General features: G+C 67.2%; 15 protein-coding genes. 8 read left to right on the plus strand and 7 right to left on the minus strand.

What is annotated here, in order from left to right; translation table 11 throughout:
- Window positions 1–9 precede the first annotated feature (9 nt).
- From AC3A3X_RS11925 to purU, 6 genes are all read left to right on the plus strand, one after another.
- Window positions 10–801: a cytochrome C assembly family protein gene (locus tag AC3A3X_RS11925; RefSeq protein ID WP_487583243.1), complete on the plus strand. Its 792-nt coding sequence runs from the start codon at window positions 10–12 to the stop codon at window positions 799–801.
- A gap of 89 nt (window positions 802–890) precedes the next feature.
- Complete coding sequence (locus AC3A3X_RS11930) at window positions 891–1,346, plus strand: MarR family winged helix-turn-helix transcriptional regulator (protein ID WP_487583244.1); 456 nt, start codon at window positions 891–893, stop codon at window positions 1,344–1,346.
- A 2-nt stretch (window positions 1,347–1,348) separates the two neighbouring features.
- Window positions 1,349–2,893: an efflux transporter outer membrane subunit gene (locus AC3A3X_RS11935; RefSeq protein ID WP_487583245.1), complete on the plus strand. Its 1,545-nt coding sequence runs from the start codon at window positions 1,349–1,351 to the stop codon at window positions 2,891–2,893.
- Window positions 2,890–4,083, plus strand: a complete 1,194-nt coding sequence (locus tag AC3A3X_RS11940; RefSeq protein ID WP_487583246.1) for an EmrA/EmrK family multidrug efflux transporter periplasmic adaptor subunit — start codon at window positions 2,890–2,892, stop codon at window positions 4,081–4,083. The genes AC3A3X_RS11935 and AC3A3X_RS11940 overlap by 4 nt, the downstream gene beginning before the upstream one ends.
- A 16-nt stretch (window positions 4,084–4,099) precedes the next feature.
- A complete protein-coding gene (locus tag AC3A3X_RS11945) occupies window positions 4,100–5,689 on the plus strand; it encodes a DHA2 family efflux MFS transporter permease subunit (RefSeq protein ID WP_487583247.1) in 1,590 nt (529 codons plus the stop codon).
- A gap of 162 nt (window positions 5,690–5,851) precedes the next feature.
- On the plus strand, window positions 5,852–6,748 hold the full coding sequence (gene purU, locus AC3A3X_RS11950) for a formyltetrahydrofolate deformylase (RefSeq protein WP_487583248.1): 897 nt from the start codon (window positions 5,852–5,854) through the stop codon (window positions 6,746–6,748).
- Window positions 6,749–6,855: 107 nt separating this feature from the next.
- Here the strand turns inward: purU and radA are convergent, their stop codons facing one another.
- From radA to paoA, 7 genes are all read right to left on the minus strand, one after another.
- The gene (gene radA / locus AC3A3X_RS11955) at window positions 6,856–8,262 is read right to left on the minus strand and encodes a DNA repair protein RadA (RefSeq protein ID WP_487583249.1); all 1,407 of its coding nucleotides are present in this window, start codon (window positions 8,260–8,262) and stop codon (window positions 6,856–6,858) included.
- Window positions 8,263–8,370: 108 nt separating this feature from the next.
- Window positions 8,371–8,658: a hypothetical protein gene (locus AC3A3X_RS11960; RefSeq protein WP_487583250.1), complete on the minus strand. Its 288-nt coding sequence runs from the start codon at window positions 8,656–8,658 to the stop codon at window positions 8,371–8,373.
- A gap of 276 nt (window positions 8,659–8,934) precedes the next feature.
- On the minus strand, window positions 8,935–9,594 hold the full coding sequence (locus AC3A3X_RS11965; RefSeq protein ID WP_487583251.1) for a glutathione S-transferase family protein: 660 nt from the start codon (window positions 9,592–9,594) through the stop codon (window positions 8,935–8,937).
- Between the two features lie 147 nt (window positions 9,595–9,741).
- Window positions 9,742–11,847, minus strand: a complete 2,106-nt coding sequence (locus tag AC3A3X_RS11970; RefSeq protein ID WP_487583252.1) for a gluconolaconase — start codon at window positions 11,845–11,847, stop codon at window positions 9,742–9,744.
- Between the two features lie 108 nt (window positions 11,848–11,955).
- Entirely contained in the window at window positions 11,956–14,154 is a 2,199-nt protein-coding gene (gene paoC / locus AC3A3X_RS11975; RefSeq protein ID WP_487583253.1) for an aldehyde oxidoreductase molybdenum-binding subunit PaoC, read from the minus strand.
- Between the two features lie 4 nt (window positions 14,155–14,158).
- Complete coding sequence (locus AC3A3X_RS11980; RefSeq protein WP_487583254.1) at window positions 14,159–15,109, minus strand: FAD binding domain-containing protein; 951 nt, start codon at window positions 15,107–15,109, stop codon at window positions 14,159–14,161.
- Window positions 15,106–15,747, minus strand: a complete 642-nt coding sequence (gene paoA / locus AC3A3X_RS11985; RefSeq protein WP_487583255.1) for an aldehyde dehydrogenase iron-sulfur subunit PaoA — start codon at window positions 15,745–15,747, stop codon at window positions 15,106–15,108. Before paoA ends, AC3A3X_RS11980 begins: the two co-directional genes overlap by 4 nt.
- A gap of 307 nt (window positions 15,748–16,054) precedes the next feature.
- Here paoA and AC3A3X_RS11990 point away from each other — a divergent pair, with 307 nt between their 5' ends.
- The gene (locus AC3A3X_RS11990) at window positions 16,055–16,261 is read left to right on the plus strand and encodes a hypothetical protein (RefSeq protein WP_487583256.1); all 207 of its coding nucleotides are present in this window, start codon (window positions 16,055–16,057) and stop codon (window positions 16,259–16,261) included.
- 89 nt (window positions 16,262–16,350) lie between these two features.
- On the plus strand, window positions 16,351–16,617 hold the full coding sequence (locus AC3A3X_RS11995) for a hypothetical protein (RefSeq protein ID WP_487583257.1): 267 nt from the start codon (window positions 16,351–16,353) through the stop codon (window positions 16,615–16,617).
- Window positions 16,618–17,089: the final 472 nt, after the last annotated feature.

The following is a 17,089-nucleotide window of genomic DNA, read 5'->3' on the forward strand; positions in this document are numbered from 1 at the left end:
ACTGCGGCGATGACAATCGTTCTCATCGCCATCGCCCTGTATCTGCTGGCCACTGTCCTGCTCGTTACCGGGGTGCGCCAGCAATCGCCGCGAAAGTCGCGGGTGTGGCTGCTGCCGGCCGTGGCCGGCGTGCTGCTGCATGCCCTCGCCCACCTGATCGCCTGGCATCAGGCCGGCGGCGCCGACCTGCACTTCTACGCGGCGTTGTCGCTGGTCGGGCTGGGCATGGCCGCGCTGACGACACTGGTCGGCGCCGGTGGCCGCATGGCAGCGCTGGGCGTGATCGTGTTCCCGCTGGCTGCGCTGACCCTGTTCGGGTACCAGCACCACGGCCACGTCATCGCCGAAAGCCTGGACTGGCGCCTGCAACTGCACGCCTGGTTCGCTCTGCTGGCCTACGCCACCCTGGCGATCGCCGCGCTGCTGGCAGTGATGCTGTGGTTGCAGGAAAGGGCCCTGCGTCGCCGCGAGTTCCATCAATGGCTGCGTGCCTTGCCGCCGCTGGTGGAACTGGAGACGCTGCTGTTCCGCACGATCGCGGTCGGCTTCGTCCTGCTCACCGCAACCCTGCTGACCGGGGTGCTGTTCGTGGAGAGCCTGTTCGCCCAGCACCTGGTCCACAAGACCGTCCTGAGCGTGCTGTCGTGGCTGGCCTTCGGCGGCCTGCTGCTGGGCCGCTGGCGCTACGGTTGGCGCGGCAGCACCGCGGTGCGCTGGACCCTGGCGGCGATGGGACTGCTGGTCCTGGCCTTCTTCGGCAGCAAGTTCGTTCTCGAACTGGTCCTCGGCCGCCCTGCCTGACCCCTGTTCAGCTGGCGCAACCCGGCGTTCCATTGCTGCAACAATATTTGCATTGACAACTATTGCGCGGGCGAACAAAATCTTGCCCCATGAAAACGCTACCCCTCGCCGCCTGCAGCGGTTCCACGCTGGGACTGCTGTTCAGGCAGGTCCGCGACGCCATGTGGGGGCGGATGGAGTACGAGCTGGCCAAGGCCGGCCATGAGTTGACCTTCAGCCAGTACATCACCCTCAAGCTGCTGTCCTCCGGCCCCGCCGGCGTCACCGACCTCGCCCGCTACGCCGAGCTCAATCCCGGCGCGATGACGCGCCTGCTCGACAAGCTCGAGGCGCGCGGCATCGTCGCGCGCGTGGCCGACCCCACGGACCGGCGCGGTATCAACATCCACCTGACCGACGCCGGCCAGGCCATGTGGCTCGACGTCAACCAATGCGGCCAGCGCGTGCGCGAGCGCGCCATGGACGGCATGGACGATGCCCAGCGCGAACTGCTGATGCGGATGCTCGAGCAGGTTCGCGACAACCTTTCCCTTTCCGACACCTGACCATGACTCCCTACGCACTGCGCCCGCATCGCGGGCTGAAGCCCGTGCTCGCCGCACTGGCCGTTGCTGTCCTCGTCGCCGGCTGCGCGAGTTCGCGCGGGCTTGCTCCCGAGGGAACGCCGCTCGATGCAGACGGCCTGCAGGCGCAGCGCAGCCTGTCCGATGCTGCTGCGTCCGATGCCGCCGGCTCTGATGCAGCGTTCCCTGCACAGGACTGGTGGACCTCGCTCGGCGATGCCCAGCTCAACGCGCTGATCGCCGAAGCGCTCGCCGGCACCCCAAGCCTCGACGCGGCCGATGCGCGCGTGCGCCAAGCCATCGCCCAGGCCGGCATTGTCGACGCCGCGCGCAAGCCCACGCTCGGCGCCGCGGCGCAGTACTCGGGCGTGCAGTTGCCCGAGACGATCGCGCCCGCGCCCCTTGGTGGCAGCTATCAGGGTGTCGGGGTGCTCAACCTCAGCTTCAGTTACACCTTCGACCTGTGGGGCGGTGAGCGCGCACGCTGGCAGGCCGCCGTCGGCCAGGCCCGTGCAGCGCAAGTCGATGCGCAGGCCGCGCGATTGACGTTGTCGTCGAGCATCGCCCGCACCTATGTGGCCCTCGCGCAGGCATTCTCCGCACGCGATGTCGCCATGGCCGATCACGCGCGCGCTTCGGAACTGCTCGACCTGGGTCGCCAGCGCGTCGCCGCCGGCCTCGACAACCAGTTGCAGATCCGCCAGGCCGAGAGTGCCGTGGCCAGTGCGCAGCAGCAGATCCAGGCCAGCGAGCACGAGATCGAAATTACCCGCAATGCGTTGGCTGCGTTGCTCGGCAAGGGCCCTGACCGTGGCCGCGACATCGCCCAGCCGGGCGTGCTTACTGCCGCCTCGCCGAGTGTGCCGTCGGTGCTGCCGAGCGAACTGCTGGGCCACCGTCCCGACGTGGTCGCCGCGCGCTGGCGCGTGGAAGCATCGCAACAGGGCATCAAGGCCAGCAAGGCGGCGTTCTACCCGACCGTCAATCTGGTCGCGATCGCCGGCGTGGCCGCCGGCAATCTCGGTGACCTGTTCTCCAGCGATGCCCTCGTCTATGGCGGCGGCCCTGCCCTGACCCTGCCGATCTTCGACGGCGGCCGCCTGCGCAACCAGCTTGCGCGCAGCGATGCCGATTACGACCTCGCCGTGGCCAGCTACAACCAGACCCTGGTCGGCGCGCTGCGCGAAGTCGCCGATGCGTTGCATGCAGCGCGCTCGCTCGACGGCCAGATCGTCTCGGCGACGCAGGCACGCGACGCCGCGCAGGACGCCTGGAAAATCGCCACCTCGCGCTATCGCGCCGGCCTGGGCACGCAGCTGGATGTGCTCGCCGCGCAGCGACCGCTGCTCGAAGCCGACCGCATCCTGACCGTGCTGCTCGCCCAGCGCCTGGCCGCATCGATCGATCTCGACCGCGCCCTCGGCGGCGGTCTCGCACTGAACGCACCCGGCCCTGACACCGAAACCAATAACGCTGCCCCTAATAACGCTGCCCCTAATAACGATTTCGCCAAGGCCCCCACGCCATGACCACCGAACCCAATCCCAACGCTCCCAAGGGCGCAGTGCCCCCGTCCAACGGCAAGCGCAAGCGCGCACTGCTGATCCTCCTCGCCGTCGTGGTCGTCGCAGGCCTGTCGTGGTCGACCTGGTACATGCTGGTCGCACGTTGGCACGAGGACACCGACGATGCGTACGCGCAGGGCAATGTCGTCAGCATCGTGCCGCAGACCATGGGCACCGTGGTCGGCATCGACGCCGACGACGGCATGAAGGTGGTCGCCGGCCAGGCGCTGGTGCACCTGGATCCGAACGATGCGCGCGTCGCCTTCGATCAGTCCGTCGCCAACCTCGCCAATACCGTGCGCCAGGTGCGCGGCCTGTACAGCGCGGTCGATGCCGGTGCCGCCGACCTGGCCGCGCGCCAGGCCTCGGTCGACCGCGCACGCGCCGACCTCAAGCGTCGCGAAGGCCTGGTCGGCAACGGTGCGGTGTCGGCTGAAGAGCTGGCCCACGCCCGCAACGAACTGGCCGTGCTCGAAGCCGGGCTGCGCTCGATCAACGGCAACCTGTCGCGCAACCGCGCCCTGGTCGATTCGACCACGGTCAGCAGCCAGCCGCAGGTCGAAGCGGCCGCTTCGCAGCTGCGTCAGGCCTACCTCAACCTGCAGCGCACCGCGATCGTCGCGCCGGTGTCGGGCTACGTCGCCAAGCGCCAGGTCCAGCTCGGCCAGCGCGTGCAGCCGGGTACGACGCTGATGACGATCGTGCCGCTGGAGCAGATCTGGGTCGAAGCCAACTTCAAGGAAACCCAGCTCTCGCGCATGCGCATCGGCCAGCCGGTCAAGGTGCATGCCGACCTGTACGGCAGCGGCGTCGAGTACGACGGCAAGGTCACCAGCCTCGGCATGGGCACCGGCAGCGCGTTCTCGCTGCTGCCGGCGCAGAACGCCAGCGGCAACTGGATCAAGATCGTGCAGCGCGTGCCGGTGCGCATCGAGATCGAACCGCGCCAGCTCGCCGAGCACCCGCTGCGCCTGGGCCTGAGCATGCATGTCGACGTGACCGTTCGCGACCAGGACGGCGCGGTCCTGGCCGACGCGCGCAAGGGCGGCAAGACGCTGTTCACCACGGCCGCCTACGAGCAGCAGCTCAACGACGCCAATGCGCTGATCGGCAAGATCATCAAGCAGAACCTGCCGACCGCGGCCCGCAACTGAGCGGCCTGAGCACGCCATGTCGACCATTGCACAACAGGAAGAAGAGTTCGGGCTGCCGGTAACGCCCGAACCCAAGGCGGCTTTCCGGCCGCCGAACATGGCGTTGACGACGATTGGTCTTGCCCTGGCGTCGTTCATGCAGGTGCTCGACACCACGATCGCCAACGTCTCGCTGCCGACCATCTCCGGCAACCTCGGCGCCAGCGCCAACCAGGCGACGTGGGTCATCACCTCGTTCGCGGTCAGCAACGCGATCGCGCTGCCGCTGACCGGCTTCATGACCCGCCGCTTCGGCGAGCGCACGTTGTTCACCTGGGCCACGCTGGCGTTCGTGATCGCGTCGTTGCTGTGCGGCCTGGCCAACAGCATGGGCCTGCTGGTCGCGGCGCGTGCGCTGCAGGGCTTCGTCGCCGGCCCGATGTACCCGGTGACGCAGGCGCTGCTGATTTCGATCTATCCACCGCACAAGCGCGGACAGGCCATCGCCCTGCTGGCGATGGTGACCGTGGTCGCGCCGATCGCAGGACCCATCCTTGGCGGCTGGATCACCGACAACTACAGCTGGGAATGGATCTTCTTCATCAACATTCCCATCGGCATCTTCTCCAGCATCGTCGTCGGTCGCCAGCTCAAGGGCCGGCCCGAGCGGCACGAGAAGCCGAAGATGGACTACATGGGCCTGGCGATGCTGGTACTGGGCGTCGGCGCCCTGCAGATCATGCTCGACCTGGGCAACGACGAAGACTGGTTCAACTCGACCAAGATCGTCTGGCTGGCGATTGTCGCCGCGGTCGCGCTGGTCGTGTTCGTGATCTGGGAACTGACCGAGAAGGACCCAATCGTCAACCTGCGCCTGTTCCGCCATCGCAACTTCGCCAGCGGCACGCTGGCGATGGTGATGGCGTACTCGGCGTTTTTCAGCGTCGGCCTGCTGGTGCCGCTGTGGCTGCAGCGCAACCTCGGCTACACCCCGATCTGGGCCGGCTATGCCAGCGCACCGATCGGAATCCTGCCGGTGTTGTTGACGCCCTTGGTCGGCAAGTACGCGCCGAAGTTCGACCTGCGCATCCTGGCGACGTTCGCCTTCATCGTGATGGCCGGTACCAGCTTCATACGTGCCGGTTTCAACCTCGACGTCAACTTCGAACGCGTCGCCGAAGTGCAGTTGTGGCAGGGTCTTGGCGTGGCGCTGTTCTTCATGCCGGTGCTGACGATCCTGCTGTCGGACCTGGAACCGCATGAGATCGCCGCCGGCTCCGGCCTGGCCACCTTCGTGCGCACGCTGGGCGGCAGCTTCGCCGCCTCGCTGACGACCTGGGCCTGGAACCAGCGAAGTACCGTGCACCACGCGCGCCTGACCGAAAGTATCAGCGCCTACGACCCGGCGATGCAGCAGACGGTGACGGCGCTGGGCCAGGGCGATCCGCAGCGCGGCGCGCTGGCGTTGAACCAGATGATCTCGCAGCAGGCGGTGCAGATCGGCTTCAACGAGATCTTCCACCTGCTGGGGATCCTGTTCCTGCTGGTGATCGTGTTCGTGTGGTTCGCCAGGCCGCCGTTCGCGGCGAAGATCGGCGGCGGCGGGGCGGCGGCTGGCGGGCACTGACGCCGGGAGCTGCCCTCATCCGGCCCTTCGGGCCACCTCTCCCGCAAGCGGGAGAAGGGAGCAATAGCCTCCTCCCGCTTGCGGGGTGAGCGCGTGCCATATAGCCCCTCTCCCGCTTGCGGGAGAGGGGTTGGGGTGAGGGCAGGCTGCCCGTAGTGGTTGATGAATTGCGTTGTATCGCATGGATTCCCACGCGATGCCGAAATGCCCTCCCACTACGTCCTCACCCTCTCCTGCCCCGACCGCCCCGGCATCGTCAACGCCGTGACCGGGCACCTGCTGCGCTTCGAGGGCAACATCCTCGACGCGCAGCAGTACAACGACCTGGAAACCGATCGCTTCTTCATGCGCACGGTGTTCGCGCTGGAGGCCGTTGCAATCGACGCGCTGCGCGACACCTTCGCGACCCTGGCCGACGGCTTCGGCATGCGCTGGTCGCTGCGCGACCGCGACGTGCCGCGACGGGTGATGCTGCTCGCCTCCAAGTTCGACCACTGCCTGGCCGACGTGCTGTACCGCTGGCGCATCGGCGAGCTGGCGATGGAGATCACCGGCGTGGTCTCCAACCACCCTCGCGAAACCTACCAGTACCTCGACCTGGACGGGATCCCGTTTCATTACCTGCCCGTCGCCAAGGGCCGCAAGCATGAGCAGGAAGCCGAGCTTCTGGCATTGATCGAGCACACCGGCACCGAGCTCGTGGTGCTGGCGCGCTACATGCAGGTGCTCTCGGAATCACTGGCGACACGGCTGGCCGGTCGCTGCATCAACATCCACCACTCGTTCCTTCCAGGCTTCAAGGGCGCGCGCCCGTATCACGCAGCGCACGCCCGCGGGGTCAAGCTGATCGGCGCGACCGCGCACTTCATCACCGCCGACCTGGACGAGGGCCCGATCATCGAGCAGGACACGCAGCGGGTCAGCCACCACGACACGCCACAGGATCTGATCCGCATCGGCCGTGACATCGAACGCCGCGTGCTGGCGCAGGCACTGCGCTACTGGCTGGACGATCGCATCCTGCTCAACGGGCATCGCACCGTGGTGTTCGCGGTGTAGGCAAGAGTCCGTCATTCCCGCGAAGGCGGGAACCCAGTGGCGTTGGCTTCAAGATCAAGGTGGGTCCCGGCTTTCGCCGGGACGACGGGTAGTGGGTCGAGTCTGGCTCAGGCCTGTTCCAGCGCGTCCGCCAACCGTTCCACCGCGATCACCTCCATCTCGCCGACACGGCCGCTCTTGGGCGCGTTCGACTTGGGCACGATCGCGCGCTTGAAGCCGTGCGTGGCCGCTTCCTTCAGGCGCTCCTCGCCATTGGGCACCGGCCGGATCTCGCCGGACAGGCCGACCTCGCCGAAGGCCACCGTCTGCTCGGCCAGCGGCCGGTCGCGCAGCGACGACAGCACCGCCAGCAGCACCGGCAGGTCGGCCGCGGTTTCCTGCACACGGATGCCGCCGACGACGTTGACGAACACGTCCTGGTCGCCGACACCGACGCCGCCATGTCGGTGCAGCACTGCCAGCAGCATCGCCAGGCGGTTGCCTTCCATGCCCACCGCGACGCGGCGCGGATTGGACAGCGGTGAGGCATCCACCAGCGCCTGCACTTCCACCAGCAGCGGTCGCGTGCCTTCGCGCGTGACCATCACGCAGCTGCCCGGCTGCGGGCTGTGGCTGCCGGACAGGAAAATCGCCGACGGGTTGGGCACTTCGCGCAGGCCCTTGTCGCCCATCACGAACACGCCCAGTTCATTGACCGCGCCGAAGCGGTTCTTGAAGGCGCGCAGCACGCGGAAGCGGCTGCCACTCTCGCCTTCGAAATACAGCACGGCATCGACCATGTGCTCGAGCACGCGCGGGCCGGCGATGCCGCCCTCCTTGGTGACGTGGCCGACCAGGAACACAGCGGTTCCGGTTTCCTTGGCGTAACGCACCAGCCGCGCGGCACTTTCGCGCACCTGGCCGACCGAGCCGGGCGCGGCGCTGAGTTCTTCGGTCCACAATGTCTGCACCGAGTCGGCGACGATCAGGCCCGGGCGCATCTTCACCGCATGCTCAAGCACGCGCTCGACTCCGGTTTCCGCCAGTGCATGCACGCCCTCGACCGACACGCCCAGACGCGCGGCGCGGCCAGCCACCTGCGCCAGCGACTCTTCGCCGGTGACATACAGCCCCGGCAGGCTCCCGGCCATCTTGCTGATGGCCTGCAACAGCAGGGTCGATTTGCCGATGCCCGGATCGCCGCCCACCAGCACGACCGAGCCATGCACGAGGCCGCCGCCCAGAACCCGGTCGAACTCGCCGATGCCGGTGCTGACGCGATCTTCCTCGCTATGGCGGACCTCGCTCAGCGCGGTGACTGCCGGCGCATCGGCGCGCCCGGCCCAGCTGCTGCGGCGGCTTGCTGCGACGCTGGCGCCGGCCTTGGCCGCCGGCTCGACGACGAACGCGCTCAGGGTGTTCCAGCCGCCGCATTCGCCGCACTGCCCTTGCCACTTGGTGAAATCGGCACCGCATTCGGAGCAGACGTAGGCGGTACGGGACTTGGAGGCGGGTTTTGCAGCAGGCTTGGGCATGACGGCGACGCGAGGAAGTTATGCCGCCACTGTACGGGGCGGCGTCGCGCCAGGCGAGACTGCCCGCACCCCAACCCCTCTCCGCAAGCGGGAGAGGGGCTTACGAGCTTAGGCCGCGAACCGCAGGTGGTACTCCGGGTAGAACGCGCTCAGCTCCTGCTGTGGCGCGCCGAGCAAGCCACCGACGTCGCCCTGCGGCACGATGCTGTAGCCGCGCGCGTCGATGTCCTTGGCGATGCCCTGCCAGTCCAGGCGCGGTGCGGCCATGTCACTGTCGAGCGTCCAGCCGAAGCTCACCTCGCCCAGGACGGCCATCTCATCAACGGGCAACGGTGCGCCACAGGGCGCCACCACATAGCCGTCGTCTTTGCCCACCACGAAAACATCCATCCGCATGGTCAACACCCTGTCGACACCTCTTCCGGAAAAACAGGCGGCATGGTGGCGAGCGCACGAGTAATTTTTCGTGAAATACAGATTGCCGATTGATGAAACGTTCATTCGCCTGCTGCGTTCACAGGTGGCTCAGCTGCCAGAGGGGACGGTAGCCACCCACTCATCCCGGCCAGCTTGCTGCGATCCCAGGCACGGATCGCATCGAGGTTGGCCTGCAGTTCCGCGCGGCGCTCTTCGCGCTTGGGCAGCGGCACTTTGCGGCTCAGGGCAGCTCGTTCAAGGCATGTAGTCGGCCATCTCGACCACCGGCAAGGCCCGGGCTTCGTCCATCCATTCCACCATCGCCGGCCGCGCCATCAGGCGCAGGCACCAGTCCTGCGCAAGCGGAAATCCGCCGAGGTCCGGGCGATGCGACACGATCCGCTGTACCACGGGCACGAAGGCCAGATCCGCCAGTGACAACGCGCCGAACAGCCACGGGCCACCGCTGTCGGCCAGCGCCTGCTCCCAGACCCGGCACACGCGATCGGACTGCTCGACCTCATCGGCGGTCATCGCACGCCTGAGCGAATAGAACGAACTTTCGAACGACAGTCGCGAGCAGATGCCGGACAGGCCGCCATGAACCCAGGCCAGCAGGGATCGCGCCCTGGCACGCTGGTGGATATCGGCAGGCAGCAGCGGCGTCGCGCCCAGTTCGCTGGCGTACTCCATGATCGCCAGCGAATCGAAGATAACGTGGTCACCGACGACCAGCACCGGAACCGCAGCCGGAGGCGAGAACTGCCCGATGCGGGCGAGGTTCTCATTGCGTTGCGGCCGGCGGATGTCGACGATGCGCTCCTCGAAGGCGATGCCCTGCTCGCGCAACGCGAGCCAGGCGCGCAATGCCCAGCTCGAGGCATTGCGGGTTCCCGTGTACAGCACAAGACTCATTTCGACGGCCTCGCATGCTGCGCCAACGCGCGAACGCGAATTCTAGCCAGCGCGAACGCGTGCAGTCGACGCCCGCGGTTTGCGGGTTGTGCTGCGTTCAACGGTCGCGGCGCTGCGACCCGGCAATTCAGCGATACAGCGAAGTGGCTACTGCACGCGAACGGCCAGGTCGCGACCGGCGCTCGCCGAGTTGCCCATGTAGTCCTTGGCGGTGATGCGCAGGATGTAGTCGCCGGCGGCAAGGTCCGCCGGTTGCCATTGGCCGGTGGCCAGCACGCCGTCGCGAACGGTGTTGGTCACCACGTACTGGAAGCGCGTGATCGCGCTGCCGTGGGCGGTGATGCCGCTGCCGGGCGCATAGGCGACCTTGACCGCGTCGTTGTCGGCGGGCATGCGGTCGAAGGCGATGTTCATGCGTGGCGCCTCGTAACCGGGCAGCGGCCGTCCCGTTGCATCCAGCCACTGGTAGCCCAGCGCATGCAGGCCCAGGCGGCGGCGCGGCAGGTTGCGGTCGACCTGGTCCCAGGCGTCGACCACGATCTGTACGCCAGGCAACGACCGCGCCAGCAGCACGCGACCGTCCTGCTTCTGCAGCAGCGGCTGCTGGGCGGTGTCGAACAGCTCGATCCGGTCTATGCGCGGCGGGTAGCTGTCGGCATAACCGCGGAACCCCAGGGCGATGGCGTTGCGCTCGTAACCCTGGGCGCCGACGCTCAGGTGCACGTGCGCCATGGCGTTGATGGTGCCAAGCACGTCGCCTGCCTTGAAGCGCGTGCCACGCATCACGCGCACGCGTTCGGGCTTGCCAGCTTCGTCGAGCAGCAGGTGGAAACGCGCCGGATCGATCGGCTTGCCCTGCGCAGTGCGACCAACGCGCATGTGGATGTAGCCGATGCTGTCCAGCTCGAGTCCTTCGCCCAGCTTGCCCAGGGCCCAGCTCGCGGTCGGGCTGGTGACCTTGCCGTCGGCGATCGCGAGCACTTCCTGGCCGACGTCACCGCGGATGTCGAGGCCGCCGTGCAGATGATCGCGGCTCTCGTGCTGGTAGTTGCCGCGCACCTCGCCCAGCGTGCCGACCACTTCATGCCAACCGTCCTGCGGACGCAACGGCCAGCGTCCCTGCGTGTCCGGCAAGGGCGCGTCGGCGGCCGGCCCGACCGTCAGCACCGGTGGCGCGGTCGCTTCCGTCGAGATGGGCACGATGCGGTGCACGCGACGGCTGGCGGCATCGGCGACATACAGCGCACCGTCGCGATCGATCGCCAGTCCGGTCGGGCGCGACAGGCGCTGGTCCTGGCTGGCACCGGTGATCACCGCCCAGCGTCCGTCACGCGTGTACTGCAGGACCGTGCCGCGACTGTTCTCGGCGACATAGACCACGCCGTCGTGCGCGATGGCCAGGCTCAGCGGGCGATGCACGACCGGATTGGCATCGTCCGGCGCGCCGTGCAAGACCGTATCGACATCGCCTCGCGGGGTGACTCGACGCACCGCGTTGTTGCGCGTGTCGGCGACCCAGATCCGCCCGAACGCATCGATCGCCAACCCGGTCGGCGTGTCGAAACTCGCCTGTGCGCCAAGTCCGTCCTGGTAGCCCGGGCGATCGCGACCGGCCAGCGTGCTGACCATGCCATCGGGCGCGATCACGCGAATGCGGTCGTTGTACGTGTCGGCGACATAGACGCGACCGTCCGTGCCAACCGCGACACCAATGGGCCCGTTGAACTGCGCCTGCGCAGCCGGGCCATCGCGGAAGCCGGCGCTGCCGTTGCCCGCGATGGTCGTCACGGTGCCCTGCGGCGACACTTTGCGGATGGCGTGGTTGCCGGTGTCGGCGACGTACAGATTACCGGCCTCGTCGATGGCCAGTCCGGACGGGGTGTTGAACGCAGCCGCACCACCGGCGCCATCGACAAAGCCCTCGGCCGACCCGGCCACGGTAGTGACCGAGCCATCGCGCGCGATCCTGCGGATGCGGTTGTTGTCGCCGGCATCGGCGACGTACACCGAGCCATCGGCCGCACGGACGATGCCGTACGGATCGGCGAAACGCGCCTGCATCGCGGCGCCCTCGCGCAGGCCGGAAACACCGTCGCCGGCGAGCAGTTCCAGCCTGGCCTTCCACGCGAACGGCGTCGGCGCTGGCCCGGTTGGCACGATCGCGACCTCACGGGTCGGCACGAAGATGAAAGTGGCGGCCAGCGCCGCCGCGGTCAGGCCAATGGCCATCCACAGCCAGGTGTTTCGGGTCATGCAGGTCCTGGAGATTCGTCGCGGCGCGCCTACGTTGCGCGCCGCTGGAGATCGATTCTAGGCCGATCGCCGGGTGCTCCGTCCAGCGTCGTCTGCCTGCCTGCGCGATTACGCCAGCACGGGCAACTTCGCGAGCAGCTTGTCGAGTGTGATCGGGTACTCGCGCACGCGGATGCCAGTGGCGTTGTGGATGGCGTTGGCAATGGCGGCACTGACGCCGCAGATGCCCAGCTCGCCCACGCCCTTGGCCTTCATCGGTGAGGACATCGGATCGACCTCGTCGAGGAAGATCACTTCCTGATGCGGAACGTCGGCATGCACCGGCACTTCGTAGCCGGCCAGGTCGTGGTTGACGAAGAAGCCCAGACGCTTGTCGACGACCAGTTCCTCCGACAGTGCCGCGCCGATGCCCATCGTCATTGCGCCGATCACCTGGCTGCGCGCCTGCTTCGGATTGAGGATGCGTCCGGCCGCGCACACGGCCAGCATCCGTCGCACCCGCGATTCACCCGTTGCGATGTCGACGCCGACTTCGGCGAAATGTGCGGCAAATGTAGATTGCTGGTACTTCTTGGCGAGGTCGCCGAACTCGATCGCCTCCTCAGCCACCAGATCCCCACCCTCGCCCGCCTGCGCCAGCGGAATGTCGCGCTCGCCGACGTGGATGCGGCCATCGGCGAAGGTCGCCTCGTCGGCATTGAATCCCAGCTTCGTGGCGATCGCCTGGCGCAACTTCTGGCAGGCCGCGAAGACACCGGCGGTCGAACTGTTGGCGCCCCACTGGCCGCCGGAGCCGGACGAGACCGGGAAGGACGAATCGCCCAGGCGAACCACCACGCGATCGATCGGCAAGCCCATCATCTCCGCTGCGGTCTGGGCGATGATCGTGTAGCTGCCGGTGCCGATGTCGGTCATGTCGGTCTCAACCGTGACCAGACCGGTGCGGTCCAGGCGCACGCGCGCGGCGGATTTCGTCGTCAGGTTGTTGCGGAACCCTGCCGCCACGCCCATGCCGACCAGCCAGCGTCCGTCGCGCTGCTCGCCCGGCGCCTTGCCTCGCTGGCTCCAGCCGAAGCGCTGCGCGCCCTGGCGGAGGCATTCGTTGAGCTGGCGCTGCGAGAACGGGCGCTTGGGATTCTCCGGATCGACCTGCGTGTCGTTGAGGATGCGGAACTCGACCGGGTCGAGGCCGAGCTTGGCGGCCATCTCGTCCATCGCGATTTCCAGCGCCATTAGGCCCGGCGCCTCGCCAGGCGCGCGCATGGCGTTGCCCTCTGGCAGATCGAGGACGGCCAGGCGAACGCGCGTCATCCGGTTGGCGCCGGCGTAGAGCAGCCGCGTCTGCTGGATCGCGTTCTCGGTGCCGCCGCCGGGCAGGTCGCCCGACCAGCTCTCATGTCCGATCGCGGTGATCTTGCCATCGCGCGTCGCACCGATCCGGATGCGCTGGATCGTGGCCGGGCGATGGGTGGTGTTGTTGGCCACCAGCGGTCGCGGCAGCGCGATCTTCACCGGCCGTCCGCAGGCACGTGCACCAAGCGCGGCCAGCACGGCATCGCAACGGACAAACAACTTGCCGCCGAAACCGCCGCCGATGTAAGGCGAGATCAGGCGCACGTTCTCGCGCGGAATTCCGAGCGTCTTGGCGACGTCGCCGCGGCCCCAGTTGATCATCTGGTTGGCGGTCCAGACGGTCAGTTTGTCGCCGTCCCACGCCGCGATCGATGCGTGCGGCTCCATCATCGCGTGCGACTGGTCGGGCGTGGTGTAGGTCTCGTCGAGCGTCACCGGCGCCTTGGCGAAGGCACCGTCGAAGTCACCGACTGCGGAGTCGGGCTTGGGCTCCTTCGGCACCTGGGCCCCGGCCTTGGCCTTGTGCAGATCGTAGGCACCGTTGCCGCGGTCGTACTGCAGGCGAACCAGCTGCGCGGCGGCGCGTGCCTGCTCGAACGTCTCCGCAACCACCACGGCGACAGCCTGGTGATAGTGCTGGATGTCCGGACCACCCAGGAGCTTGGCGGTGTTGAAGTCGCCCTTGACCAGCGGGCCCGCGTTGCCGGCGGTGACGATCGCCAGCACGCCAGGCGCGTGCTCGGCGGCAGTGAGGTCCATCGAAGCGATCCGCCCCTTGCCGATGCCGGCGCCGACCACATAGCCATAAGCAGGCTTGGGGAACGCGTCATGCCACTCGTGCGCGTAAGTGGCCGTGCCCGTGGTCTTGCGCGGTCCGTCGATGCGATCGATCGGCTGGCCGACGACCTTGAGCTTGTCGATGGGATTGGTGCCGGCGGGGGTGTCGAATCTCATGGCCTCATCCCTTCGCCTCGACCAGCACCGCACTCAGCGTGCGCTGGGCAAGCAGCGTCTTGAATTCGTTCTGCGCGGTGGTGCGCGCGCCGGCGAACATGCGATCGGCGACGGCCTTGGCACCGCGCGGCAGTTCCGCTTCCGCCGCCTCGACCCGCCACGGCCGCGGCGCGACACCGCCCATGGCGACGCGGCCCGTCCCATCGCGTTGAACCACCGCTGCCACCGACACCAGGGCAAAGGCATAGGAGGCGCGATCGCGGACCTTGCGGTAGATCTGCGTCCCGCCGACCGGTTCGGGCAGCGTTACCGCCGTGATCAACTCGCCCGCAGCCAGCGTGTACTCCAGGTGCGGCGTAGCGCCTGGGGCCCGGTAGAGTTCGTCGAGCGGCATGCTCCGCGTCGACCCGTCGGCCCGCACGGTCTCCACCGTTGCATCGAGCGCACGCATCGCCACTGCCATGTCGCTGGGATGGGTGGCAATGCACGAGTCGCTGGCGCCGATCACCGCGTGCTGGCGGCTGAATCCTTCCAGCGCCGCACATCCGCTGCCAGGCAGGCGTTTGTTGCAGGGCTGGTTGGTGTCGTAGAAGTACGGGCAACGCGTGCGCTGCAGCAGGTTTCCGCCCGTGGTCGCCTTGTTGCGCAGCTGGCCGGACGCACCCGCCAGCAGCGCGCGCGAGAGCACGCCATAGTCGCGGCGGACGCGGGCGTCGGCGGCGAGGTCCGTATTGCGTACCAGCGCACCGATGCGCAGGCCGCCGTCGCGTGTTTTCTCGATCTTGTCCAGCGCCAGGCCGTTGACGTCGATCAGATGGCTCGGGGTTTCGACCTCGAGCTTCATCAGGTCGAGCAGGTTGGTACCGCCGGCGATGAACTTCGCGCCGGGCGTGCGCGCGGCAGCGGCCGCTGCCTCGGCGGGCGATCTGGCTTGCTCGTAACCGAAGGCCTTCATGCCGACCTCCCCGCCGCATCGGTGATGGCCTCGACGATGTTGGAGTACGCGCCGCAGCGGCAGATGTTGCCGCTCATGCGCTCGCGGATTTCCTCCACGTCCAGCCGCGGTCGCGCGGTGAGGTCGGTGCTGACCAGGCTGGGAATCCCGTCCTTGATCTCGTCGAGCATTGCCACGGCCGAGCAGATCTGACCCGGCGTGCAGTAACCGCACTGGTATCCGTCGTGTTTGACGAAGGCCGCCTGCATCGGATGCAGCTTGTCGGGCGTGCCCAGCCCTTCGATCGTGATGATGCGGTCTCCCTCGTGCATCACCGCCAGCGTCAGGCAGGCATTGATGCGTCGCCCGTCGACGATGACGGTGCAGGCACCGCACTGGCCGTGGTCGCAGCCCTTCTTCGTCCCGGTCAGGTGCAGCTGCTCGCGCAGTGCGTCGAGCAAGGTGGTGCGCGTATCGAGCTCGAGCTCATGCGCCTTGCCATTCACGTTGAGCTTCACCTTGTGCACCACGGGTGGCGGCGCCGGTGCCACCGCACTGGCCTCAGCCGCGAGCGTTGGCAGTGCCATGGCCGAGGCCGAGGTCACGGCCGCCTTGAGCAGGTCGCGCCGGGTGATGGGTAGGTTGCGGATACGGTCCACGGGCCTGCCTCTCGATGGGTACTTCGGGTTGTGCTGCGCGGAGTCGCCGAGCTTGCTGGGAACTGGCGTGCTGGAAGGGTGACCAAGCGGCAGGCGAATTGCATGCATTCACAACTGACCACTACAAGCGACTCCCAGTGAAGGCAGGGTGGATGCAGTGCGAGGATGTTGTATCGCGATGGCTGGCGTGTGTCAGCAGGCATGCGAGCGAAGCCACCATGCCGAAACGGCCCGAGAATGAAATGGCTCACCGAAAATACCATGCAAGTGTTTGTTTTTTATGGCTCTTTACCAGTTTTAATGGGCTATGCGCCTGCAGCGTGTTTTCTTCCGGAGGCAGGTCCAACCAGCCCAAGCTGAAGTAGATCGGATTGCCGCGGCGGTTTTTGGCTTCCTGATCGGCAACCTGGACAAGGTCGCGCAGTACGTGAGCATGAGCACCATCGGCACGATCCTGCCGAAAGTCGCGCTAGCGTTTGCACTTGTGCTCGCAGCCAAGTTCTCGGCGGTTTGATCTGCGCTCGCGCGGGCGCGATGGAGCGCGCCTCCGCCATCCAAGCATCATGGGCAGCAAGCTCGCGGGGCATGCCGAACCCTGAGCACATGTCGGCAGCGTACTCAGCACTCCTTCCCTGGCCGCTCAAGGTGATCTTCTGGATGGCGCCACCGCGCATCGATCGAATTACCAGATGCACGCTCTGGTGGCTGATGCCCGCCGGTCTGTGTTCGCTCACCGCATCGGGCCTGGTGATCTGGGGCGTGGCTTCGAGTGCGCACTCCGACGAGGCTGTTGCCGGGGGAAGCTGGGTCAAGCTGCGGGTTTGGCGCAACTTGGTGTCGGGCACCGACACCTCCGCGATCGTGCGCTGACGCCTCATCGGGATTGGAGGTCCGCTTCCGGCCATAAGCGGCCATCGCCACGCGCCTCGATCAATCGACCCGCGTAGCAGTCCCCTCTTGAAAAGCCTATTGGCCCTCCAAGATGCGATCCATCCAGAAACGTACAGGGCCGAAGACGCGTCTTACGGCGTGATATGTGATGCGGACTGCAGGCCGGCGCGCGCACATAGTCTCGTACTTGCCCCTCTCCGAGCTTCGGCCTTGGAACCTGATGTATGGCGCGTCGGCCGAATCTAACGTGACACCCATGAAGAACTCACCGCCGTGCCGCCCTATTCGCTGAAAGTCGCAATTGGTGATGCGCCCTTGCGCGCTCAGTTCACCCTGAAGGTGACGCGGGACCTCAAGCTTGATCGTGCCAATGACCAATATGGTCGCCAGTGCAGCCACGCAGACCAAGGCGTACTTCTTTCGACGGGGTGTGATCATGTGACTGGAAGCG

The organism is Lysobacter sp. Soil_N_23 (genome assembly GCF_057656135.1).

Bases quoted from the DNA above. Each gene is read 5' to 3' on its own strand.
- AC3A3X_RS11965 (WP_487583251.1), bottom strand. From the start codon at position 9,594: ATGAGTCTTGTGCTGTACACGGGAACCCGCAATGCCTCGAGCTGGGCA.
- radA (WP_487583249.1), bottom strand. From the start codon at position 8,262: ATGCCCAAGCCTGCTGCAAAACCCGCCTCCAAGTCCCGTACCGCCTAC.
- AC3A3X_RS11935 (WP_487583245.1), top strand. From the start codon at position 1,349: ATGACTCCCTACGCACTGCGCCCGCATCGCGGGCTGAAGCCCGTGCTC.
- AC3A3X_RS11930 (WP_487583244.1), top strand. From the start codon at position 891: ATGAAAACGCTACCCCTCGCCGCCTGCAGCGGTTCCACGCTGGGACTG.
- AC3A3X_RS11970 (WP_487583252.1), bottom strand. From the start codon at position 11,847: ATGACCCGAAACACCTGGCTGTGGATGGCCATTGGCCTGACCGCGGCG.
- paoC (WP_487583253.1), bottom strand. From the start codon at position 14,154: ATGAGATTCGACACCCCCGCCGGCACCAATCCCATCGACAAGCTCAAG.
- AC3A3X_RS11940 (WP_487583246.1), top strand. From the start codon at position 2,890: ATGACCACCGAACCCAATCCCAACGCTCCCAAGGGCGCAGTGCCCCCG.
- purU (WP_487583248.1), top strand. From the start codon at position 5,852: ATGAATTGCGTTGTATCGCATGGATTCCCACGCGATGCCGAAATGCCC.
- AC3A3X_RS11990 (WP_487583256.1), top strand. From the start codon at position 16,055: ATGCGCCTGCAGCGTGTTTTCTTCCGGAGGCAGGTCCAACCAGCCCAA.
- AC3A3X_RS11925 (WP_487583243.1), top strand. From the start codon at position 10: ATGACAATCGTTCTCATCGCCATCGCCCTGTATCTGCTGGCCACTGTC.
- AC3A3X_RS11980 (WP_487583254.1), bottom strand. From the start codon at position 15,109: ATGAAGGCCTTCGGTTACGAGCAAGCCAGATCGCCCGCCGAGGCAGCG.
- AC3A3X_RS11945 (WP_487583247.1), top strand. From the start codon at position 4,100: ATGTCGACCATTGCACAACAGGAAGAAGAGTTCGGGCTGCCGGTAACG.
- AC3A3X_RS11960 (WP_487583250.1), bottom strand. From the start codon at position 8,658: ATGCGGATGGATGTTTTCGTGGTGGGCAAAGACGACGGCTATGTGGTG.
- AC3A3X_RS11995 (WP_487583257.1), top strand. From the start codon at position 16,351: ATGTCGGCAGCGTACTCAGCACTCCTTCCCTGGCCGCTCAAGGTGATC.